Here is a 20,561-nt window from a genome sequence, read left to right on the forward strand (position 1 = left end):
ATGGCGCGACAGCAGCGGCACATCGGGATCGGCGCGGCGGCACTGGCCGGTACGGCGGCGGCCGGTTTTCTACTGCCCTTGGCGCTGGCCACCAACGCCTCGGCACACGTGCCGAGTTGGTCGGTGACCTGCGACAAGGTCGTGATCGATCTGATCAACTACAACCCCAAGGCCGACGTGAAGAACACCGTCAGCCTCACCATCGACGGCGAGAAGGTCCTGGACGCCAAGGCCTTCCCCGCCGAGTTCCACGGCTCCTTCCCGGTGAAGGACCACACGGCCCCGATCAAGGCGAACCTGGTGGTCTCCACCACGGAGAACCCGAACGAGAAGGGGTGGAACATCAACGAGACGAAGACCATCGAGCCGTGCCACACGCCGACTCCCACCCCGACCCCCACGCCCACCCCCACCAAGACCCCGACTCCCACGCCGACGCCTACGTCCACGCCGACGCCGCCGGTGACGCCGCCGCCCGTGACGCCGAGCAAGCCCCCGACGGTCCCGCCGTCGGCGAGCCCCAGCCCGTCGGTCCCGCCGACCCCGAGCAAGCCCGAGACCTCGGCGCCCGCCACCAGCGCGCCGGCGCTCGCCGAGACCGGTAGCAACGACGCGACTCCGCTGATCGCGGCGGCCGGCGGCGGCGTGCTGCTGGTCGGCGGCGCGCTCGTCCTGCTCGCCCGCAAGCGCCGGGGCGGCAGCGAGAGCTGACCCGCCGACGCCGAGAACGGCGACGCTCCCCGGCCCGTCAGGGTCGGGGGGCGTCGTGCGTCGCCCGGGTGCGGGCTATTCCCAGCGGAAGAAGCGGGCGGCCGCCGCCAGTCCGAGCACGGCCCAGCCGGCCAGGATCCCGAGGTCCGCCCAGGGCACCCCGGCACCGGTCTGCAGCACCGACCGCAGACCGTCCGAGAGCGCCGAGACCGGCAGCAGCTCCAGCACCGACCGCACGGCGTCGGGGAACCTGCCCAGCGGCACGATCACCCCGCCCGCGAGCAGCAGCAGGACGAACACCAGGTTGGCGGCGGCCAGCGTGGCCTCGGCCTTGAGGGTGCCGGCCATCAGCAGGCCGAGCCCGGAGAACGCGGCGGTGCCGAGGACCAGCAGCGCGACGACGGTCGCGGGGTTGCCGTGCGGGGACCAGCCGAGCGCCAGCGCGATCACCGACAGCAGCGCGACCTGCAGCGCCTCCGTCACCAGGACGCAGCCGGTCTTGGCGGTCAGCAGGGCCCAGCGCGGCAGCGGGCTGGCGCCGAGCCGCTTGAGCACGCCGTAGCGGCGCTCGAAGCCGGTGGCGATGGCCTGCCCGGTGAAGGCGGTGGACATCACGGCCAGCGCGAGCAGGCCGGGGGCCAGGAAGTCGACCCGCTTGCCGGGGCCCTCGACCGCGACGATGTCCACGGCGGAGAACAGCACCAGCAGGACGGTCGGGATGACCACGGTCAGCAGCAGCTGCTCGCCGTTGCGCAGCAGCATCCGGGTCTCGAACGCCGTCTGGGCGAGCAGCATCCGGCCGATCGGGGCCGCGCCGGGCCTGGGGGAGTAGTCCACGGAGGTCACGAGCGGAGCTCCCGTCCGGTCAGGTCGAGGAAGACGTCTTCGAGGCTGCGGCGCTGCACGGCCAGCCGTTCGGGCAGGACGCCGGCGGCCGCGCACCAGCCGGTGACGGTGGCCAGCAGCTTCGGGTCCACCGGCGCCTCGATCCGGTAGCTGCCGGGGGCGGTCTCGACGGCGGTGGCGCCCTCGGGCAGTTCCTTGACCAGCGGGCCGAGGTCCAGCCCGGGCGGGCCGTCGAAGCGCAGGGAGCTCTCGGCGCCGCCGCGGCACAGCTCCCCGGTGGTGCCGTCGGCGATCACCTTGCCGTTGTCGACGATGGCGACGCGGTCGGCGAGCTGCTCGGCCTCGTCCATGTGGTGGGTGGTGACGACCACGGTGACGCCGTCCCGGCGCAGGTCGCGGACCAGGTCCCAGGTGGCGCGGCGGGCCTGCGGGTCGAGGCCGGCGGTGGGCTCGTCCAGGAAGACCAGCTCGGGGCGGCCGACCACGGCCATGGCCAGGGCGAGCCGCTGCTGCTGGCCGCCGGACAGGCGCCGGTAGGCGGTGCGGCCGCAGGAGCCGAGGCCGAGACGCTCGACCAGGGCGTCCACGTCCAGCGGGTGGGCGTGCAGTTTGGCGGTGTGCCGCAGCATCTCGACCGCGCGGGCGCCCGCGTAGACGCCGCCGGACTGCAGCATGACGCCGATCCGGGGGCGCAGGGCGGCGCTCTGGGTGGCCGGGTCGAGGCCGAGGACGCGGACGGTGCCGGCGTCGGGGCGGCGGTAGCCCTCGCAGGTCTCGATGGTGGTGGTCTTGCCGGCGCCGTTGGGGCCGAGGACGGCGGTGATCGCGCCGGCCGCGATGGTGAGGTCGAGGCCGTCCACCGCGAGCTTGTCACCGTAGCGTTTGACCAGCCCGGCGATCTGGACCGCGGGTTCGGAGTGCATACCGGCGAGTGTAAGAGGGGCTCACGCCCGCGGCGGACGGCGGCCTCGACGGTCGGACGGGCGCCCGGATGATCGTTTTCCCAGGTCAGGTAAGGCTTGCCTGCGTGATCGATGCCACCGATGAGGCCTGGGTCACGGCTTGTCTCTTCGGAAGTAATTACGCAACACTGGTGTTGTGAAAAACATGCGCGAGCACGCCCAGCAGCAGGAGGCCGAGCCGGCCTCCCACTGCGACGTGCCCGTGACGGCGGCCGAGGTGCTGTTGGACGGCCACCGCGCCACCCGGGACCGGGTCGCCCGCTCGATCCTGGACCACGGCCCTTCCTCCGCCGCGGACCTGGCGAACCGGCTCGGCCTCACCGCCGCCGCCGTCCGCCGCCACCTCGACGGACTGGCCGCCGCCGGCCTGGTCGAGTCCCGCGAGCAGCGGATCTACGGCAGCCGCGGCCGCGGCCGCCCGGCCAAGGTCTTCGCCCTCACCGACGCCGGCCGGGACGCCTTCTACCAGGCGTACGACCAGCTCGCGGCCGACGCGCTGCGCTGGATCTCGGACGCGGTGGGCGGCGGCAAGGCGGGCGAGGAGGCGGTCGCCGCCTTCGCCCGGGCCCGGTTCGGCAAGCAGGGCGAGAAGTACCTGGAGGTGCTGAGCCTGGTCGATGCGGGAGAACGCACCGAGGCACTCGCCCAGGCGTTGAGCGCGGACGGGTACGCTGCGACGGTGCGGCGTGTCCCGTCGGCCGCGGCCAAGGCCCCGGCAGGCGCCCAGCTCTGCCAGCACCACTGCCCGGTCGCGCACATCGCCGAGCAGTTCCCGCAGCTGTGCGAGGCGGAGACCGAGGTCTTCTCCCAGCTGCTGGGCACCCATGTGCAACGGCTGGCCACCATCGCCCACGGCGACGGGGTCTGCACCACCTATGTGCCGGCACCCGGTGCCGCATCGTCGTCCGCCCGGCGTCCCGCGGGCAGCGACTCCGATGCGGTGCCGACTGCCGGTAAGTCCACCGAAGATTTCGCGTCCGAAGATTCTGCGTCCGCGCGTTAGGAAGCTCGCATGACTGACACCGTTTCGCACCCTGAGCTCGACGGCCTGGGCAACTACGAGTACGGCTGGGCCGACCCGGACGCCGCCGGTGCCGTGGCCAAGCGCGGGCTCAGCGAGGAGGTCGTGCGCGACATCTCCGCGAAGAAGAACGAGTCCGAGTGGATGCTGAACCTGCGGCTCAAGGGCCTGAAGCTGTTCGGCAAGAAGCCCATGCCGACCTGGGGCTCCGACCTCACCGGCATCGACTTCGACAACATCAAGTACTTCGTCCGCTCCACCGAGAAGCAGGCCGAGTCCTGGGAGGACCTGCCGGCGGACATCAAGGCGACGTACGACAAGCTGGGCATCCCGGAGGCGGAGAAGCAGCGCCTGGTCGCCGGTGTCGCCGCCCAGTACGAGTCCGAGGTCGTCTACCACCAGATCCGCGAGGACCTGGAGGAGCAGGGCGTCATCTTCCTGGACACCGACACCGCGCTGCGCGAGCACCCGGAGTTGTTCAAGGAGTACTTCGGCACCGTCATCCCGGCCGGCGACAACAAGTTCGCCGCGCTGAACACCGCGGTGTGGTCCGGCGGCTCGTTCATCTACGTGCCGAAGGGCGTGCGCGTCGACATCCCGCTGCAGGCCTACTTCCGGATCAACACCGAGAACATGGGCCAGTTCGAGCGGACGCTGATCATCGTCGACGAGGACGCCTACGTCCACTACGTCGAGGGCTGCACCGCGCCGATCTACTCCTCCGACTCGCTGCACTCGGCGGTCGTGGAGATCATCGTCAAGAAGGGCGGCCGCTGCCGCTACACGACCATCCAGAACTGGTCGAACAACGTCTACAACCTGGTCACCAAGCGCGCCGTGGCGTACGAGGGCGCGACCATGGAGTGGATCGACGGCAACATCGGCTCCAAGGTCACCATGAAGTACCCCGCCGTCTACCTGATGGGCGAGCACGCCAAGGGCGAGACCCTGTCGATCGCCTTCGCGGGCGAGGGCCAGCACCAGGACGCCGGCGCCAAGATGGTGCACATGGCGCCGAACACCTCCTCCAACATCGTCTCCAAGTCGGTGGCGCGCGGCGGCGGCCGGACCTCCTACCGCGGCCTGATCGAGATCGGCGAGGGCTCCAAGGGCGCCAAGTCCAACGTGCTGTGCGACGCGCTGCTGGTGGACACCATCTCCCGCTCGGACACCTACCCGTACGTGGACGTCCGCGAGGACGACGTGTCCATGGGCCACGAGGCGACCGTCTCCAAGGTCAGCGAGGACCAGCTCTTCTACCTGATGAGCCGCGGCCTGACCGAGTTCGAGGCGATGGCGATGATCGTCCGCGGCTTCGTCGAGCCGATCGCGCGCGAGCTGCCGATGGAGTACGCGCTGGAGCTCAACCGGCTGATCGAGCTGCAGATGGAGGGCTCGGTCGGCTGACGCAGCCGCACGCGATCCCGTCCGACTTTCGAGGAAGAGAGCACAACGAACAGCCATGGCTGACGTCAACACCCCCACCGGCTCCACCACCGCCGGGTCGATCGAGGTCGGCACCGCCGGCGCGGGCGCGCAGCTCGCCGGCCCCGGCACCGGTCGGACCGCGGTCCAGCAGCCGATCGACGCGCGCGTCGCGGCCAAGCCGTCCTTCGACGTGAACGACTTCCCGGTGCCGACCGGCCGCGAGGAGGACTGGCGGTTCACCCCGCTGCACCGCCTCGGCGGGCTGCACGACGGCACCGCCGCCGCCGGTGAGCGCGGCGCGGACAAGGTCGAGTTCACCCTCCCGGAGGGCGTCACCGCCGAGACCGTCGGCCGCGACGACGCCCGCCTGGGCAAGGCCGGCACGCCGGTCGACCGGGTCGCCGCGCAGGCGTTCAGCGCCTTCGAGCAGGCCCTGGTGGTCACCGTCCCCAAGGAGACGGTGCTGGCCGAGCCGGTCAGGATCGACGTGCGGGGCGAGGGCGGCGTCCGCTTCGCCCACGTGGTGATCGACGTCAAGCCGTTCGCCGAGGCCGTCGTGGTGCTCAACCACACCGGCACCGGCACCCGGGCCGCCAACGTCGAACTGCTGGTCGGCGACGGCGCCAAGCTCACCTTCGTCTCCGTCCAGGACTGGGAGCGCGACGCCGTCCACGTCGCCCAGCACAACACGCTGGTCGGCCGGGACGCCTCGTACAAGTCCGTGGTCGTGACCTTCGGCGGCGACCTGGTCCGCCTGCACCCGCGGGTCAACTACGCGGGCCCCGGCGGCGAGGCCGAGCTGTTCGGCCTCTACTTCGCCGACGCCGGCCAGCACCTGGAGCACCGCCTGGTGATCGACCACGACACGCCGCACTGCCGGTCCAACGTGGCGTACAAGGGCGCGCTGCAGGGCCAGGACGCGCACACCGTCTGGGTCGGCGACGTGCTGATCCGCGCCGCCGCGCTCGGCACCGACACCTACGAGCTCAACCGGAACCTGGTGCTCACCGACGGCGCCCGGGTCGACTCGATCCCGAACCTGGAGATCGAGACCGGCGAGATCGTCGGCGCCGGCCACGCCTCGGCGACCGGCCGCTTCGACGACGAGCAGCTGTTCTACCTGCAGGCCCGCGGCATCCCGGCGGACGAGGCCCGCCGCCTGGTGGTGCGCGGCTTCTTCGCCGAACTGCTGCAGCAGATCGGCGTCGCCGAGGTCCAGGAGCAGCTCATGGTGAAGATCGACGCCGAGCTGGAAGCGGCGGTCTGAGCGACATGACCTTCCTCCGTGCCTGCGCGCTGGCCGACCTCCAGGAGGACGTCCCCAAGCGCGTGGACCTCAACGGTGTGCCGGTCTCCGTCGTCCGCACCGACGAGGGGGTGTTCGCGATCAACGACACCTGCTCGCACGCGAACGTCTCGCTCTCCGAGGGCGAGGTCGAGGACTGCATGATCGAGTGCTGGCTGCACGGCTCCAGCTTCGACCTGCGCACCGGCAAGCCCTCCGGCCTGCCCGCCACCAAGCCGGTCGCTGTCTACCCCGTAAAGATCGAAGGGGACGATGTGCTCGTCTCCGTCAACCAGGAGTCCTGAGTACACATGGCAACCCTTGAAATCCGCGACCTGCACGTCTCCGTCGAGGCCGAGAACGGCCCGCGCGAGATCCTGAAGGGCGTCGACCTGACCGTGAAGCAGGGCGAGACCCACGCCATCATGGGCCCCAACGGCTCCGGCAAGTCCACCCTGGCGTACTCGCTGGCCGGCCACCCCAAGTACACCGTCACCGGCGGCTCGGTGCTGCTGGACGGCGAGGACGTCCTCGAGATGTCCGTCGACGAGCGCGCCAAGGCCGGCGTCTTCCTGGCCATGCAGTACCCGGTCGAGGTCCCCGGCGTCTCGGTCAGCAACTTCCTGCGCACCGCCGCCACCGCCGTCCGCGGCGAGGCCCCCAAGCTGCGGCTGTGGGTGAAGGAGGTCAAGGAGGCGATGGCCGCCCTCCAGATGGACCCGGCCTTCGCCGAGCGCAACGTCAACGAGGGCTTCTCCGGCGGCGAGAAGAAGCGCCACGAGATCCTCCAGCTCGAACTGCTCAAGCCGAAGATCGCGATCCTCGACGAGACCGACTCCGGCCTGGACGTCGACGCGCTGCGGATCGTCTCCGAGGGCATCAACCGGGTCCGCTCGACCGGCGAGGTCGGCACCCTGCTGGTGACCCACTACACCCGCATCCTGCGGTACATCAAGCCCGACTACGTCCACGTCTTCGCGGGCGGCCGCATCGTCGAATCCGGCGGCGCCGAGCTGGCCGACAAGCTGGAGAACGAGGGCTACGAGACGTACGTGAAGGGGGGCGCGTCCGAGTGACCCATCCGTTCACGGGACTGCTCGACACCGATGCGATCCGCAAGGACTTCCCGGTCCTGCAGCGGCTGCTGCACGACGACAAGCCGCTGGTCTACCTGGACAACGCGGCCACCTCGCAGAAGCCGCGCCAGGTCCTCGAAGCCCTGAACGCCTACTACGAGCGGCACAACGCCAACGTCCACCGCGGCGTGCACGTGCTCGCCGAGGAGGCCACGGCGCTGTACGAGGGCGCCCGGGACAAGGTCGCCGAGTTCGTCAACGCGCCGAGCCGCAACGAGGTGGTGTTCACCAAGAACGCCTCCGAGTCGCTCAACCTGGTCGCCAACATGCTGACCTGGGCGGACGAACCGTACCGGGTGGACGCCGACTCCGAGATCGTCATCACGGAGATGGAGCACCACTCCAACATCGTCCCGTGGCAGCTGCTGTCGCAGCGCACCGGCGCCAAGCTCAAGTGGTTCGGGCTGACCGACGAGGGCCGGCTCGACCTGTCGAACATCGACGAGCTGATCACCGAGAAGACCAAAGTGGTCTCCTTCACCCTGGTCTCCAACCTGCTCGGCACCGTCAACCCGGTCGAGACGATCGTCCGCAAGGCCCAGTCGGTCGGCGCGCTGGTCGTCATCGACGCCTCGCAGGCCGCGCCGCACATGGTGCTCGACGTGCAGGCGCTGGAAGCCGACTTCGTCGCCTTCACCGGCCACAAGATGCTCGCCCCGACCGGCATCGGCGTGCTCTGGGGCCGCCAGGAACTGCTGGAGGACCTCCCGCCGTTCCTCGGCGGCGGCGAGATGATCGAGACCGTCACCATGGGCTCGTCCACCTATGCCCCGGCGCCGCACAAGTTCGAGGCCGGCACCCCGCCGATCGCCCAGGCGGTCGGGCTCGGCGCCGCCATCGACTACCTGCAGGGCATCGGCATGGACAAGATCGCGGCGCACGAGCACGCGATCACCGAGTACGCCGTCGAGCGGCTGCTGGAGGTCCCGGACCTGCGGATCATCGGCCCCCGCACGGCCGTCGACCGCGGCGCCGCGATCTCCTTCACCCTCGGCGACATCCACCCGCACGACGTGGGCCAGGTGCTGGACGAGCAGGGCATCGCCGTGCGCGTCGGCCACCACTGCGCGCGGCCGGTCTGCCTGCGGTACGGAATTCCGGCGACCACGCGGGCGTCGTTCTACCTGTACTCGACGCCGGGCGAGGTCGACGCGCTGATCGACGGCCTGCACCACGTCCGGAACTTCTTCGGCTGACGGGACGGGGCAGGACGACCATGAAGCTCGACTCGATGTACCAGGACATCATCCTGGACCACTACCGCAACCCCCACGGCAAGGGCCTGCGGGACGGCGACGCCGAAGTGCACCACGTCAACCCGACGTGCGGCGACGAGATCACCCTGCGGGTGAAGCTCGACGGCTCGACCGTCACCGACGTCTCGTACGAGTCCCAGGGCTGTTCGATCAGCCAGGCGAGCGCCTCGGTGCTCAACGACCTGGTGGTCGGCAAGTCCGTCGGCGAGGCGCAGGCGGTCCAGGAGGCCTTCCTGGAGCTGATGCAGAGCAAGGGCCAGGGCGAGGGCGACGAGGAGGTGCTGGAGGACGCGATCGCGTTCGCCGGCGTCTCCAAGTACCCGGCCCGGGTCAAGTGCGCCCTGCTCAGCTGGATGGCCTGGAAGGACGCCACCGCCCAGGCCCTCGCCCAGCACCCCGCCGTGAACGACTGAATCCGCGAAGGAGGACAAGACTATGAGTGATGAAACCCCCTCCGCCGCGGAGGACGCCGGCCAGGGCCTGATCGTCGGCACCACCGCCGGTACCGTCTCGGTCGAGGACCTGACCGAGGCCCTGATGGACGTCGTCGACCCCGAACTGGGCATCGACGTCGTCAACCTGGGCCTGATCTACGGCGTCCACATCGACGAGTCCGACGTGGCCACCATCGACATGACGCTCACCTCGGCGGCCTGCCCGCTGACCGACGTCATCGAGGACCAGGCCAAGACCGCCACCGACGGCCTCGTGAAGGACCTGCGCATCAACTGGGTCTGGATGCCGCCGTGGGGCCCCGACAAGATCACCGACGACGGGCGCGAGCAGCTGCGGGCGCTGGGCTTCAACGTCTGAGATCCGTCGCGCCAAGCGCCGCTGCCCGGGACTTCTTCGGAAGTCCCGGGCAGCGGCGTTTCCGCGCGTCAGCCGGGTGAACACCCGCGCGTCATCCCCTCGTTGAGCCTGTTCACCGCCGTTCCCCACCGTCCACCCCCCACCCGCCTGTCGGCGGGTGCCCGCCCCGGGCCTGGCCGCGTGCCACCCGGCCGACCGGGCGGCGCGCGGCGCCGGTGGGGGAGGACGAAGCACTCGCCGGAAGCATGGCGAGCAGGGCGAAGCACCTGCCGGAAGCGAAAGGTCCGTCCTGTCGGAGCCGCTTCGGACCGGTGGGAGAGCGCGTCTCAGGCGGCGGTGTGTGCGGGTCGACTTCCGGCCAATGCGGAGCGTAGGGCGGTTCGGACTCGGGCGGCACCTGCGGCTGCCACGTCAGCGCCTTGGCCGACCGTGAGGGTTCGGGTGGCCAGGCCGGCGCACGGGCGGCAGATGCCCGGTCGGGGCACGGGGTCGTGGCACTTGCTGCACTCGGTGTACCGGGCCGCTGGCCGTTCAGCGGGCCGGGCGGGCGGCATCTTGTGCTCCAGGCGGTAGCGGAGCACGGCCGCCGCCGAGTGCAGCGGGGTGGGCAGGCCCGGCAGCAGGGCCTGGGCGAGGTCGGCCGGGGTGCTGCCGCGAGCGAGCCACTGGGCGACCAGAGGAGCGAGTTCTCGCGCTTCGGCCTCGCCCAGGCGCAGTCGGGGCTCTGGGCGGATCACCCGGAACAGCGTGGCGACCGCCTCGCGGATCGCTTCGGTCTCGGAATCCTCCTTCCGGCCTTCCGATTTGACGTCATCGGCCGGACTCGCGGGGAGGGTGGGTTCTTGCTTCCGGTCCTTTACAACAGGGCTGTCAGCGCGCCCGGTGGCCGCTCCACCGGGCACCGGACGGGTGGCATCCGGCGCGAACCATGGTGTGTCGTACACGTGGGTCTCGGTGCGGATGGTGCCGTCCGGCATGCGGATCTTCTCGACGCGGTAGAAGCCCGCGTCGGTCAGCTCCTTCAGGGCCTTGCGGATGGCTCCGCGCCCCTGCGGACTGGAGTCGGCCATGTGCCGTCCGTCCTCGCGCCAGCCGTCGGGGCGGGAGAGGAGGTCCGCGAGCAGGCCGCGGGCGGTGTAGCTCAGCCGCCGGTACTGGAGAACAGAGTTGGGCAGCACGGTGAAGTTGCGCACGTGGGCGTTACGATGGACGCGCATCGGGAGTTCTGGCTCCTGTTGCCGGACCCCGGAGCGTTGGCGCGCTGCCGGGGTCACCTGTTTTTCTGTTTGAGTACGGAACGTACCACAACCGCCAGGCGGGCAAGTCGGACTGAGGAAAGCCTGCCTGACCAGTGATCAGACACTGCCATTTTCTCGCGGCACCGTGCCCGATGGCTGTCGTGGTTTGCGCGTGGATGCGGTTCATCAGGTAGTGCGGTCGCGGACGGTGGGAACCGGCCTACCGGTGTTCATCGGTGAACCGTTCAGAGTGGGGAAGGTATTGGTGTCGATCGTGTTGGCCGACTCATGCTGATCAAGTCCCATCGTGAAGAGGGTGCGGCGGTACTGCCACTTGATGTGCTTGTCGCGGCGCGTGGGGTCGGCGGGCCGCATGGGGCGAGGAAGAAGAAGTACTGACGAGCAGGAAGTCGCCCAGGTACTCGCTCACTCGCCGCCCAATCAAGGATGCAATGGTCTCGTCGAGTGCGGCCGTGTAGGCGGCGTGCTGTTCCGGGGGTGATGCTGTAGCCCTTTGCCGCCGCCCTTGAGACGCTACGACCCGCGCCCGCTGGTCGGCCTCGACACGCTTCGCCCGGACGTCCTCATGGTCCGCTCCGGCCTGCTGGTCAGCAGCAGCGTCCTCGACGCCGCCGAAGCACTAATGACCGCGTGGAAGCCGACCCAGATACGGGGGATGAGCCCCTTCGGCGGCAGCGCCACCGACCCCGTGTGGCAGAAGATCGACCCGACGATGTTCCTGCGATCATCCGACGCCACACCGGTGCAAGCGGCGTTTCGCGTCGCCTTCGCGCTGCCGGGGGTGGAGGCGGTGGCGGTCGGCAGCGATGACGCCGAGCACCTGCGGGAACTGTGCGGCGGCTTGAGGCACGAGATCGACACCGATATCCTCCAGGCCTACCGGCAGCTCCTGCGTCAGTCCGTCCGAAGCTCCTTCGCCACCTGCTCCGCCAGGACGCGGGCGCGCTCAAGGCGAGGGTCCTCGGAATGCGTGTACGGCCCGAGGATCTTCGCCGCGACGAACAGCGTCATCAGCTTGCCGTCCCGGCTCGCGAAGTCGGCGCTCCGCTCGGTGCGGACGCGATCGGCCAGCGTCGGCACGGCGAGCGACGCACCCCACAGAGTGGCCGCGTCCAGGCCGCGCGGGGCCATCCCCCAGTCCTCCCGGAACACCCGGAGGCCGCCACGGCAGGCGGGGCGGCCTCCGGGCCCTCCCTCCGAACGCCGCTGCCCGGGACTTCCGAAGAAGTCCCGGGCAGCGGCGTTCGCGTGCGTGCGGTCAGGCCGCCTTGGGCTTGCGGGCGACGGCGACGGCCAGGGCCGCGCAGAGGATGGCCGCGAGGGTGGCGAAGCCGCTGACGGCGGGGAGGAGGCCGAAGTGCTGGACCAGGGCGCCGACGGCGACGATGGGGAGGGAGCTGCCGAGGTAGACGATCACCCAGAGGGCGCTCATCTCGGAGCCCCGGCGTTCCGGGTCCATGGCGGCGACGGCGCTGGTGAACAGGGAGCGGAAGGCGACGCCCTGGCAGATGCCGCCGAGGACGCTGCCGATGAAGAGCAGCGCCGGGGTCTCGGTGTACTGGGCGGTGACCACCAGGCCGAGGCCGGCGGCGAGGCCGGTCATGCCGAGGGCGATGACCAGGCGGTCGGCGGTCGGCGGGACGACCAGTTGGGCGGCGGCCGAGGAGCCGAGCAGCAGCGCGGCCACGATCGCGCCGGTCAGGTGCGAGGGGGTGTGCAGCAGCTTGGCGGAGAAGGCCGGGGCGAGGGAGAGGTAGACGCCGAACACCCCGTACGAGATGAAGCCGGCGCCGGCGGCGAGCAGGAACTCGCGGCGCCCGGTGCGGGGCAGTCGCAGGCGCTGCGGGCGCAGGTGGGCCGGGGTGGTGATGCGCGGCGGGGCGGCCGGTGGCCGGTTGCGGCCGGGCATCCGGGGGTGGACGAGGGCCAGCGGCACGCACAGCGCGAGGAGCGCGATGGCGTGCAGCAGGAACGGCGTGAGCAGCGGGTCGGAGCCGCCGGACAGCAGGGCGCCGACGACCGGGCCGAGGGCGACGCCGCCCGCCGAGCAGGCCAGGGTGAGTTTGGCGGCGAGTGTCGGATGGTCGGGCAGCAGGTCGCCGAGGGCGGCTCCGGCGGCGCCGGTGGACAGGCCGACGGCGATGCCCTGGACGGCCCGGCCGAGTGCGAGCTGCCAGAAGCTGCCGGAGGTGGCGAACACGACGTCGCCGGCCGCGGCCAGGGCGACGGCGGGCAGGATCAGGGCGCGGCGGCCGAGGTGGTCGGACCAGTGGCCGACGATGGCCAGGACCGGGACCAGGGCGAACACGTAGATCGTGAACAGGATCGTGGTGTCGAGCGGGCCGAGTCCGAGGCGCTGCTGGAGGAGCGGGTAGATCGGCGTCGCCAGGTTGGCGCCGATCAGCATCAGCAGCAGGGCGGTCGACACCAGGCCGACGCGGACTCCGCGCAGCGCGTTCCAGCGGCTGATCGCGGCGAGCTGGAGCTGGGCGCGGGGCGCGAGCTCCAGGGGAAGCAGGGCCTCCGACAGTCGGCGTCCGTCGAGCTGCGCGGTGCGCAGGCCGGAGCCGGCGGGGGAGAGGTCCGCCATGTGAGGGGTCTCCTGTGGCAGGGCCCCACCGGGTCGGCTGGGTGTGCCGGCGCACCCGTCCGGAGGCGCTGTGGTGTGGCCGCGGTGCGGGGCTCCCTGGTGGAGCGGATGAGCTGAGGATCGGGGCTTCGTTGCCCGGTGGACCGCGCGGGGTGTGCGCAGGTACCGATCCGAAGGATAAAGGGTGGGCGCACGTGAGTGGCGCGCGCCCCTGTGCGCGCCCCATGCGGCCGGGCATCGGGGGTGCCCGGCCTATACGCTGAGGTGGTAGATCGGTACGGGGAGCTGTTCTAGCTGACAGCTGGCTGAGGGAGAGCGCACAACGATGGCCGGACGACGTCGGAAGAACGCCGGGGCTTCGCCGGGAGAGAGTGCGGCCGAGGCGGTCCTGCCCGCCGACCTGGAACTCCAGGACCTCTACGGGGCATTCGCCTCGCACGGGCTGGACGACGAGGACCTGGACGACGCGGCCGTACTGGTGCCGCCGGTGAAACTGCCCTCCGAGCAGGAGCTGGCCGAGCAGGCGAAGGCCGTGCCGATGTTCGGGTACGCGCTGGCGCTGGCCCGCTGGGCCGCCCCGCACCGGGCGGTCGACGAGTTCGGCGACCTCGTCCAGGCGGACCGGGCGCCCGTGGCCCGGCTGCTGGGCCTGGCGCCGGCCGAGGGCGAGGTGCCCGAGGAGGCCGAGGTCGAGGCGCTGCGGGCCTGGTCGCTGGCGTGCGACCTGGACCTGGTGGAGCTCGGCACGACCGCGGAGGGCGAGCACGTCGCCGTCCCGGGGCCGGACCTCGAACCCGCCGAGCAGGGCGACCCGGAGACCGTCCTGGAGCTGTGGCTGACCGCCGCCGGCATCGTCCGGGAACTCGCCGTGGAGGCCGACTCGCTGCCGGAGGACGAGGCCGGGGCCGACGGCGGGCAGGAGCCCGGCGAGGAGGACGAGGACGGGCTCTCCGAGGTCGAGGAGGCTCGCGACGAGGCCGCCGAACTGCTCGACGAGGCGCTGCAGGTGCTCTACGAGACCACCGCCTTCGCCGAGCCCGGCAACGAGACCGTGCCGCTCGGCGTGCTCGCCGCGCTGCTGGTGGTGCCGGAGGGCGAGGAGCCCGACGAGGAGCTGCTGGGCGACATCACCGACGTGATGGTCGCGCTCGACCCGATGCTGGGCGACCTGGCCGAGCTGGGCCTGCTGGACTACCGCCCGATCGATCCCGAGCTGTTCGACGAGGAGGAGGGCGAGGAGCCCGCCGTCGTCGGTGAGCAGCCGCTGGACGAGGAGGAGTCGGCCCGCTTCGGCCTCGTCCGGCTCACCCCGCTCGGCCAGTACGGCATCCGGCAGTGGCTGCTGGAGGACGGCTACGACGCGCCGCTGGTCGGCGACCTCGCGCAGGGCGACGCGGCCGAACTGCTGCGCGCGGTGTGCGAGTCCGCCAACGTGCTCCCGGAGGAGGAGCTGCGGGTGTGGACCGCGGACCGCGAGCCGGTCGAGGCGGCGCGCGAGCTGCTCGCGGCGGCGCGCGGCGGCGACGCGTACGGCCCGCTGCGGCGGATGCTCTGCGTGTCAGCGCTCAACCTGCTGGGCCCGGGCGCCGAGCCGGCCGTCCGGGAGGTGCTGGACGACCGGGAGCTGGGCGGCGCGGGGCGGGCCTGGCTGACCGCGCAGGGCGCGGCGGACGTGCCGGTACCGGACCGGGCGATGGCGCTGTGGACGGTGGTCGACACCTTCGCGGCCCAGCTGCTGGACAACGGCGGGGACGCGGAGCTGCTGCGCGAACTGGTCACCGATCTGCCGGTGAAGGGCGATCCGGCGACCTGGTTCGGCGAGCTGTGGCGGGTCGACCACCCGTACACGGCGGACGTCCTGGAGGCGATCGGGGAGCTGCACGTGGACCGCGCGGTGGCCAAGGAGGCGCGCAAGGCGGCCTTCAAGGCGCGCTCCAAGAACTGAGGCGAGGGGCGGGGGGCGAAGGGCGAGGGGCCCGGGGGGCTACTGCGGGAGGTCCAGCGAGCCGTCCTCGGTGAAGGGGAAGAACGGGTTGTGGGCCAGCTCCCAGAGGTGGCCGTCCGGGTCCTCGAAGTAGCCGGAGTAGCCGCCCCAGGCGGTCGGGACCGGCGGCTTGACCACCACGGCGCCGGCCTCGACCGCCGTCGCCAGCGCGGCGTCCACCAGCGCGGGGGACTCCAGGTTCACCGCGAGGGTGACGCCGCGGAAGGCGGGCTCGCCGAGGGCGGGCACGCCCGCGTCGGCGGCCAGCTCCTCGGTGGGGAAGAGGCCGAGCACCGAATCCGCGGTGCGGAACCAGACGATCTCCGGGCTGGAGGCGCTGGAGCGCCGCCAGCCGAGGGCTTCGTAGAAGCGGGCGCTGCGGTCGAGGTCGGCGACCCCGAGGGTGACGATGCTGATCCTGGCCGGGAAGCCGTCGGGCGTCGCGGCGGCGTCTGTCGTGCTGTTCTGGGTTGTCATGTCGCCAGGTTAGGGAGGGCGGCTGACATCCGGGCGTCCTGACACGGCCGCCGCCGGCGTCCGGCAGTGGAGCTGATGACCCGGCAGCTGCGGCCACGTAAGGTGGCGTCAGCGGTGCGGGCGCGAGGAGTCGGGGGTGCGGCAGAGGATGATGCGGGAGAGCGGCGGCAGGCACCAGGAGTGGAACACCGGGCCTTCGGGCCCCGCCCCGGACCGGCCGTTCCAGGAGGATCGTTTCGCCGAGCAGGAGGACTTCTCCCGCCGGACCCTCGCCGCGGCCGACTTCCCGGTGTACGGCGTGGCCGGCGGGCCGGCCCGCACGGGCGAGGCGCTGGCCGCCTTCGAGACCTCCGGCGGCGTACTGCGCTGGGTCGAGGTGCAGTGCGGCGACTGGCGCTCGGCGGCCGGCCCGTACGTGACCGTGCGCACCTACCGGCCGGGGGCCGAGCGCTGCGAGCTGCTGCCCGAGCTGGAGGACGTGGTCGAGGACGAACGGGACCGCGTCTACGAGCAGTTGGGCGTCGACGAGGGCGACGGGCCGGGCCGGGTCCGGGCCCTGCGCGAGTGGATCACGGTGGACGGCGAACCCTGCGCGGTGGAGGTCCACGAGGACCGGCCGGTGCTGCGCCCCGGCGCCCCGGCGGCGGGCGGGCCCGGGCTGGTCTGGGCCGGACGGCTGCGGGTCGGCGGGCTCACCGTGACGGTGTGCGGACGCGGGGTGGACCCGGGCGGGGTGGAGCTCGGCGGGATCAGGGACTTCGACCGGTACCTGCGCGGGCGCACCGACCTGCTGCGCGACCTCGCCTCCCGGCAGGCCCGGTACGTCCCGGTCGAGGAGCGCGAACTGCCGCCCGCCGTCGGGCTGGAGGCACACCGGGCGCTGATCACCCAGAGCATCGCGGAGACCGCCGCGATCGAGGCGCAGGTCCGGGCCGGGCGCACGCCCAGGCTGCCGCGCGGACTGCGCGGGGACGCCTGCGCGGTGCGCTGGGAGGCGGCGGTGCGCCAGCAGATGCGGCTGGCCACCGAGACCCGGGAGGAGGCCGCGACGGCGGTGACCGGGATGGTCAACCACCTCAACCGGCTGTCCCAGCAGACGCATTGGCTGATCGGCACGGCGGAGGGCGAGGCGGCCGTCGAGGAGGTCGTCCGGTACACGGTGTTCGCGAGCGAGGTGGCGAGCCTGCCCGCGCAGCGGGCCTGGGAACAGTTGTGGCGGGAGCGGCCGGGCGGCGGCGGGGCGGGGGTCTGGGAGGAGCAGCGGCTGGCCGAGCAGCTGTGGCTGGCGGCCTGGGAGCAGTGGCTGGCGGCGCGGCGCTGACGGCTCGGCGGCGAGCGCCTTGGTAAAGCGGAGGTCATGTGTCGGTCATCGGTCGGCAAATGGCCTCCTGCGCGTGAGGTGGGCGCCATGCCGGGTTCACCCGCCCGGCGGAGCCTGCTGGGCGTCGGCATCCCGCCCCGACGCCCCGCTCATCCGTCAGGAGTTGCTGCCATGTCGCTGTCCCGCCGGGACTTCGTCAACCGTTCCACCCTCGTCGGGGCCGGTGTGCTGATCGCCGGCAGTGCCGAGGCCCTGGCCAGCGCCCCGGGTGCGATCGCCGCCCCGGCCGGCGGTGAAGCCCCGACCGCCCCGGTTGCCTCGCCCGCCGGGACCGACGCGGCCGCCGGGACCAACTCGGCCGGGGGCACCGCCGTCGGCTACGGCCCGCTGGTCCAGGACCCGGCCGGCCTGCTGGCCCTGCCGAAGGGGTTCTCGTACCAGGTCGTGAACCGGGCCGGCGTCACCAGGCTGCGCACCGGCGAGTTCACCCCGAGCAACCACGACGGCACCTCCGCCTTCGAGGACGAGCGCGGCGGCAACCTGATGGTCGTCAACCACGAACTGTCCGGCGCCCGCGCCAACTGGCCGTACCCGGTGCCGCTGACCGAGGGCCACGTCTACGACCCGGGCGCGGCCGGCGGCTGCACCATCGTGCACGCCAGGCGGGACGGCACGGTCGAGCAGTGGGTCGGCATCGCCGGCACCGCCACCAACTGCGCGGGCGGCGTGACCCCGTGGGGCACCTGGCTGTCCGGTGAGGAGACCGAGGACAAGGCCGGCAAGAACGGCTTCACCAAGGACCACGGCTACGTCTTCGAGGTCGACCCCTTCGACGACGACTACAACCGCGACCCGCAGCCGGTCAAGGCCTTCGGCCGGTACGCGCACGAGGCCGTCGTGGTGGACCCGAAGCGCGGCCACGTGTACCTGACCGAGGACGCCTCGAACCCCAACGGCCTGCTCTATCGCTGGACCCCGCCGGCCGGCTTCGAGCACGGCCGCCACCGGCTGCGGGCGCTCGCCGCGGACGCCGGCGTGCTGGAGGCCTTCAAGGTCTTCGACGCGCAGGGCAAGCTCGTCGACGACCTCTCCCGCGCGACCAAGGTCGGCACGACCTACGGCGTGGACTGGGTCAAGGTCCAGGACCGCGACGCCAGGACCGTCTCCGTCCGCAAGCAGTTCAAGGACGGCGAAGTCACCCGCGCCCGCAAGCTGGAGGGCGTGTGGTGGGGGGACGGCGGCTTCTACTTCGTCTCCAGCTTCGCCCGCTCGGAGAGCCCGCTGCAGCACGACGGCCAGGTCTGGTTCTACAGCCCGGCCCGGCGCACCATCACCCTCAAGGTCCTGCTGGGCGTCAACACCGACGCCTGGGGCGACCACGACAACTACGACGGCCCGGACAACATCACCGTCTCGCCGTACGGCGGCATCGTGATCGCCGAGGACGGCGAAGGTGTCTCGCACCTGTTCGGCGCCACCGAGGACGGCCTGGTCTACCCGATCGCCCGCAACGAGCTGAACATCGGCTCCGCCGAGAAGCCCGAGTACAGCGAGTTCACCGGGGTGACGTTCTCGGACGACGGCAGGACGCTGTTCGCCAACATCCAGACCCCGGGCATCCAGCTGGCCGTCACCGGCCCGTGGCACCGGCTGAACGAGCACAAGCGCGGCCAGGGCTACGGCCGGTGAGCTACGGCCGGTGAACTCCGGCGCGTGAACGGCTGCCCGCGGTCACTCGTCCGCGGGCAGCCGCAGTTGCAGCATCGCCAGCAGGCGCTGCTGCGGCTGGGCGAGGTCGATGCCGGTCAACTGCTCAGCGCGGCGCACCCGGTAGCGCAGGGTGTTGGGGTGGATGTGCAGGGCGTCCGCGGCCACCCGGACCTCGCCGAGCGCGTCCAGCCAGGCCAGCACCGACTCGGCGAGTCGGGTGCCGTGCCGGCGGTCGTACGCCGCGAGCGCGGTCAGCCGGGGGTCGCGCAGGCCGGCGCGCTCCTGCAGCAGGGCGAGCATCTCGCTGACCAGCACCTCCGCCTGGACGTCGATCAGCGCCGCGACGTCGAGGTCCACCCCGCCGCGGCCCATCGCGTCCAGGATGCGGTCCGCCTGCGCGCGGGAGTCGGGCACCTGGGCCAGGCCGTCGACGGTCGAGCCGATCGCGGCCCGCAGCGGGACGCCGAGGTGCTCCCGGGCGGCCGTCACCACCTCGGTCGCCCAGTCGCGCACGGTGGTCATCGGCAGGCCGGGCGGCAGCTCGGGCAACAGCACGTACACCCGGGACTCGAGCGGGGCGAGCAGCGCGGTGCGGTGCCGGGCGGCGGTGTGCACCGAGATCAGGCCGGTGACGTCGGAGCGGTGCAGCGCCTCGGTGGTGGGCGTGCTGTACGCGAGCACGGTGGCCGGGCGGCGCAGGTCCAGGCCGAGGTGGGTGGCGAGTGACTGGGGACCGGTGGAGCCCTCCAGCAGGCCGGTGAGCAGGGTCCGGGTGAGCCGGACGTCGGCGGACAGCTCCCGGCGGCGGCGCACGAGCTGGGCGGCCGCGACGCGGGCCGCGCCGACCAGGGCCTGCTCGGCCAGCGGGGCCAGCGGCTGCGCGCCCTCCTGCACCCAGATCGTGCCGAGCGGCTGCGCCCCGGCGCGGATGCCGACGGCCAGGCGGCGGCGCAGGCCGAGTTCGGGGTGCGGCTCGACCGCGATCGGGGCGTCCGAGCCGCGCAGGTGCTGGAAGATGCCCCACTCGCGGAGCTTGGACAGGTACGGCTCCGGGCCCTGCCAGCCGAGGATGGAGAGCCGGCGCAGGTCGTCGACCTCGTCGGAGTCCGAGGAGCGGGAGTAGGCCAGCACCCGGCTGGAGGTGTCCTCGATCGAGACGATGCCGTTGGTGAGCACGGCGACGGTCTGGGCGAGGGAGAAGAGGTCGCCCGCGTTGGGTTCGGGGGCGCCGGGCGCGTCCGGGGCGTCCGGGCCGGCGATGATCGCCCGGGCCAGTGAGTCGAGGTGCTCCCAGCGGGTCTCGCGGCGCACCGAGAGCAGGGCGACGCCCGCCTCGGTGGCGGCCTCGCGCAGGGCGTCGGCCTGGCCGGGACCGTCCAGCTTGACCGCGACGGCGGCGGCGCCGGCCCGGCCCGCGGCGCGCAGGGCGGGGAGCGCGGCGCGGCCGCGGGCGCCGATCGCGAGGACGAGTTCGCCGGGGGCGGCGATCGGCGGGTCCTCCGGGTCGAGGATCGCGACGTCGCGGACCGGGACGTCCAGGCCCAGCGGGGCGGCCTGCAGTTCGACGAGCGGTTCGCCGAGGGACATCAGCAGTTGACGGAGCGGCAGGCCGGGGGTGGTCACTCGGGGCCGCCTCCCTCCGTCTGCTGTTCGTTGCTGTCTGCTCGGACAACGGTGTGTGGTTGATTTTAGCCGGGCGGACAGAGTTGGGGTTCGTCAGTCCTGAATAGTTGACTCTGACTAGCCGAGAATGGATAGTCAG

The 20,561-nt window shown here is 72.1% G+C and carries 19 protein-coding genes and 1 pseudogene; 12 read left to right on the forward strand and 8 right to left on the reverse strand.

Annotated elements, in window-relative coordinates; translation table 11 throughout:
- Positions 1–711 carry an LAETG motif-containing sortase-dependent surface protein gene (locus AC0B61_RS14025; RefSeq protein WP_471740899.1) on the forward strand — a complete coding sequence of 237 codons (711 nt, stop codon included), beginning with the start codon at positions 1–3 and terminating at the stop codon, positions 709–711.
- A gap of 75 nt (positions 712–786) precedes the next feature.
- Here AC0B61_RS14025 and AC0B61_RS14030 read toward each other — a convergent pair whose 3' ends face one another.
- Positions 787–1,506 (reverse strand): ABC transporter permease, encoded by a 720-nt coding sequence (locus AC0B61_RS14030; protein ID WP_471741047.1) that lies wholly within the window; start codon positions 1,504–1,506, stop codon positions 787–789.
- 47 nt (positions 1,507–1,553) lie between these two features.
- Complete coding sequence (locus tag AC0B61_RS14035) at positions 1,554–2,480, reverse strand: ABC transporter ATP-binding protein (protein WP_471740900.1); 927 nt, start codon at positions 2,478–2,480, stop codon at positions 1,554–1,556.
- A 175-nt stretch (positions 2,481–2,655) separates the two neighbouring features.
- Between AC0B61_RS14035 and AC0B61_RS14040 the strand changes: the two genes are divergently transcribed.
- The 8 genes from AC0B61_RS14040 to AC0B61_RS14075 are packed head-to-tail and all read left to right on the forward strand — an operon-like array spanning position 2,656 to position 9,458.
- Positions 2,656–3,522, forward strand: a complete 867-nt coding sequence (locus AC0B61_RS14040; RefSeq protein WP_471740901.1) for a helix-turn-helix transcriptional regulator — start codon at positions 2,656–2,658, stop codon at positions 3,520–3,522.
- Between the two features lie 9 nt (positions 3,523–3,531).
- The gene (gene sufB, locus AC0B61_RS14045; RefSeq protein ID WP_471740902.1) at positions 3,532–4,947 is read left to right on the forward strand and encodes a Fe-S cluster assembly protein SufB; all 1,416 of its coding nucleotides are present in this window, start codon (positions 3,532–3,534) and stop codon (positions 4,945–4,947) included.
- Between the two features lie 55 nt (positions 4,948–5,002).
- Positions 5,003–6,235: a Fe-S cluster assembly protein SufD gene (gene sufD, locus AC0B61_RS14050; RefSeq protein ID WP_471740903.1), complete on the forward strand. Its 1,233-nt coding sequence runs from the start codon at positions 5,003–5,005 to the stop codon at positions 6,233–6,235.
- Between the two features lie 5 nt (positions 6,236–6,240).
- Positions 6,241–6,558: a bifunctional 3-phenylpropionate/cinnamic acid dioxygenase ferredoxin subunit gene (locus tag AC0B61_RS14055; RefSeq protein ID WP_030247719.1), complete on the forward strand. Its 318-nt coding sequence runs from the start codon at positions 6,241–6,243 to the stop codon at positions 6,556–6,558.
- Positions 6,559–6,564: 6 nt separating this feature from the next.
- Complete coding sequence (gene sufC / locus AC0B61_RS14060) at positions 6,565–7,329, forward strand: Fe-S cluster assembly ATPase SufC (RefSeq protein WP_030247717.1); 765 nt, start codon at positions 6,565–6,567, stop codon at positions 7,327–7,329.
- The gene (locus AC0B61_RS14065; RefSeq protein WP_471740904.1) at positions 7,326–8,585 is read left to right on the forward strand and encodes a cysteine desulfurase; all 1,260 of its coding nucleotides are present in this window, start codon (positions 7,326–7,328) and stop codon (positions 8,583–8,585) included. Before sufC ends, AC0B61_RS14065 begins: the two co-directional genes overlap by 4 nt.
- 20 nt (positions 8,586–8,605) lie before the next feature.
- On the forward strand, positions 8,606–9,058 hold the full coding sequence (gene sufU / locus AC0B61_RS14070) for a Fe-S cluster assembly sulfur transfer protein SufU (protein ID WP_030247713.1): 453 nt from the start codon (positions 8,606–8,608) through the stop codon (positions 9,056–9,058).
- Positions 9,059–9,080: 22 nt separating this feature from the next.
- The gene (locus AC0B61_RS14075) at positions 9,081–9,458 is read left to right on the forward strand and encodes a metal-sulfur cluster assembly factor (protein WP_471740905.1); all 378 of its coding nucleotides are present in this window, start codon (positions 9,081–9,083) and stop codon (positions 9,456–9,458) included.
- A 326-nt stretch (positions 9,459–9,784) separates the two neighbouring features.
- Here the strand turns inward: AC0B61_RS14075 and AC0B61_RS14080 are convergent, their stop codons facing one another.
- From AC0B61_RS14080 to AC0B61_RS14095, 4 genes and pseudogenes are all read right to left on the reverse strand, one after another.
- On the reverse strand, positions 9,785–10,675 hold the full coding sequence (locus AC0B61_RS14080) for a hypothetical protein (protein WP_471740906.1): 891 nt from the start codon (positions 10,673–10,675) through the stop codon (positions 9,785–9,787).
- Between the two features lie 207 nt (positions 10,676–10,882).
- Positions 10,883–11,071 (reverse strand): hypothetical protein, encoded by a 189-nt coding sequence (locus AC0B61_RS14085; RefSeq protein WP_471740907.1) that lies wholly within the window; start codon positions 11,069–11,071, stop codon positions 10,883–10,885.
- 540 nt (positions 11,072–11,611) lie between these two features.
- Positions 11,612–11,860, reverse strand: a pseudogene (locus tag AC0B61_RS14090) (hypothetical protein); the annotation flags it as partial.
- 115 nt (positions 11,861–11,975) lie between these two features.
- Positions 11,976–13,307 (reverse strand): MFS transporter, encoded by a 1,332-nt coding sequence (locus tag AC0B61_RS14095; protein WP_471740908.1) that lies wholly within the window; start codon positions 13,305–13,307, stop codon positions 11,976–11,978.
- Between the two features lie 325 nt (positions 13,308–13,632).
- On the opposite strand from AC0B61_RS14095, the gene AC0B61_RS14100 reads away from it, so the two are divergent.
- Positions 13,633–15,252, forward strand: coding sequence for a hypothetical protein (locus AC0B61_RS14100; protein ID WP_471740909.1), 1,620 nt, complete (start codon positions 13,633–13,635; stop codon positions 15,250–15,252).
- A gap of 39 nt (positions 15,253–15,291) precedes the next feature.
- Here AC0B61_RS14100 and AC0B61_RS14105 read toward each other — a convergent pair whose 3' ends face one another.
- Positions 15,292–15,768: a VOC family protein gene (locus AC0B61_RS14105; protein WP_471740910.1), complete on the reverse strand. Its 477-nt coding sequence runs from the start codon at positions 15,766–15,768 to the stop codon at positions 15,292–15,294.
- 136 nt (positions 15,769–15,904) lie between these two features.
- Here AC0B61_RS14105 and AC0B61_RS14110 point away from each other — a divergent pair, with 136 nt between their 5' ends.
- Entirely contained in the window at positions 15,905–17,089 is a 1,185-nt protein-coding gene (locus AC0B61_RS14110) for a hypothetical protein (protein WP_471740911.1), read from the forward strand.
- A gap of 171 nt (positions 17,090–17,260) precedes the next feature.
- Entirely contained in the window at positions 17,261–18,778 is a 1,518-nt protein-coding gene (locus AC0B61_RS14115) for an alkaline phosphatase PhoX (protein WP_471740912.1), read from the forward strand.
- Positions 18,779–18,820: 42 nt separating this feature from the next.
- On the opposite strand, the gene AC0B61_RS14120 is transcribed toward AC0B61_RS14115, so the two are convergent.
- Positions 18,821–20,422, reverse strand: a complete 1,602-nt coding sequence (locus AC0B61_RS14120; RefSeq protein WP_471740913.1) for a PucR family transcriptional regulator — start codon at positions 20,420–20,422, stop codon at positions 18,821–18,823.
- Between the last annotated feature and the right edge of the window lie 139 nt (positions 20,423–20,561).

Source organism: Kitasatospora sp. NPDC023385 (assembly GCF_055664045.1).

Excerpts from the sequence above, each read along its gene's own strand:
- sufC (WP_030247717.1), top strand. The coding sequence starts at position 6,565 with ATGGCAACCCTTGAAATCCGCGACCTGCACGTCTCCGTCGAGGCCGAG.
- sufU (WP_030247713.1), top strand. The coding sequence starts at position 8,606 with ATGAAGCTCGACTCGATGTACCAGGACATCATCCTGGACCACTACCGC.
- sufD (WP_471740903.1), top strand. The coding sequence starts at position 5,003 with ATGGCTGACGTCAACACCCCCACCGGCTCCACCACCGCCGGGTCGATC.
- AC0B61_RS14115 (WP_471740912.1), top strand. The coding sequence starts at position 17,261 with ATGTCGCTGTCCCGCCGGGACTTCGTCAACCGTTCCACCCTCGTCGGG.
- AC0B61_RS14035 (WP_471740900.1), bottom strand. The coding sequence starts at position 2,480 with ATGCACTCCGAACCCGCGGTCCAGATCGCCGGGCTGGTCAAACGCTAC.
- AC0B61_RS14080 (WP_471740906.1), bottom strand. The coding sequence starts at position 10,675 with ATGCGCGTCCATCGTAACGCCCACGTGCGCAACTTCACCGTGCTGCCC.
- AC0B61_RS14075 (WP_471740905.1), top strand. The coding sequence starts at position 9,081 with ATGAGTGATGAAACCCCCTCCGCCGCGGAGGACGCCGGCCAGGGCCTG.
- AC0B61_RS14105 (WP_471740910.1), bottom strand. The coding sequence starts at position 15,768 with ATGACAACCCAGAACAGCACGACAGACGCCGCCGCGACGCCCGACGGC.
- sufB (WP_471740902.1), top strand. The coding sequence starts at position 3,532 with ATGACTGACACCGTTTCGCACCCTGAGCTCGACGGCCTGGGCAACTAC.
- AC0B61_RS14095 (WP_471740908.1), bottom strand. The coding sequence starts at position 13,307 with ATGGCGGACCTCTCCCCCGCCGGCTCCGGCCTGCGCACCGCGCAGCTC.
- AC0B61_RS14085 (WP_471740907.1), bottom strand. The coding sequence starts at position 11,071 with ATGCGGCCCGCCGACCCCACGCGCCGCGACAAGCACATCAAGTGGCAG.
- AC0B61_RS14100 (WP_471740909.1), top strand. The coding sequence starts at position 13,633 with ATGGCCGGACGACGTCGGAAGAACGCCGGGGCTTCGCCGGGAGAGAGT.
- AC0B61_RS14030 (WP_471741047.1), bottom strand. The coding sequence starts at position 1,506 with ATGCTGCTCGCCCAGACGGCGTTCGAGACCCGGATGCTGCTGCGCAAC.
- AC0B61_RS14055 (WP_030247719.1), top strand. The coding sequence starts at position 6,241 with ATGACCTTCCTCCGTGCCTGCGCGCTGGCCGACCTCCAGGAGGACGTC.
- AC0B61_RS14025 (WP_471740899.1), top strand. The coding sequence starts at position 1 with ATGGCGCGACAGCAGCGGCACATCGGGATCGGCGCGGCGGCACTGGCC.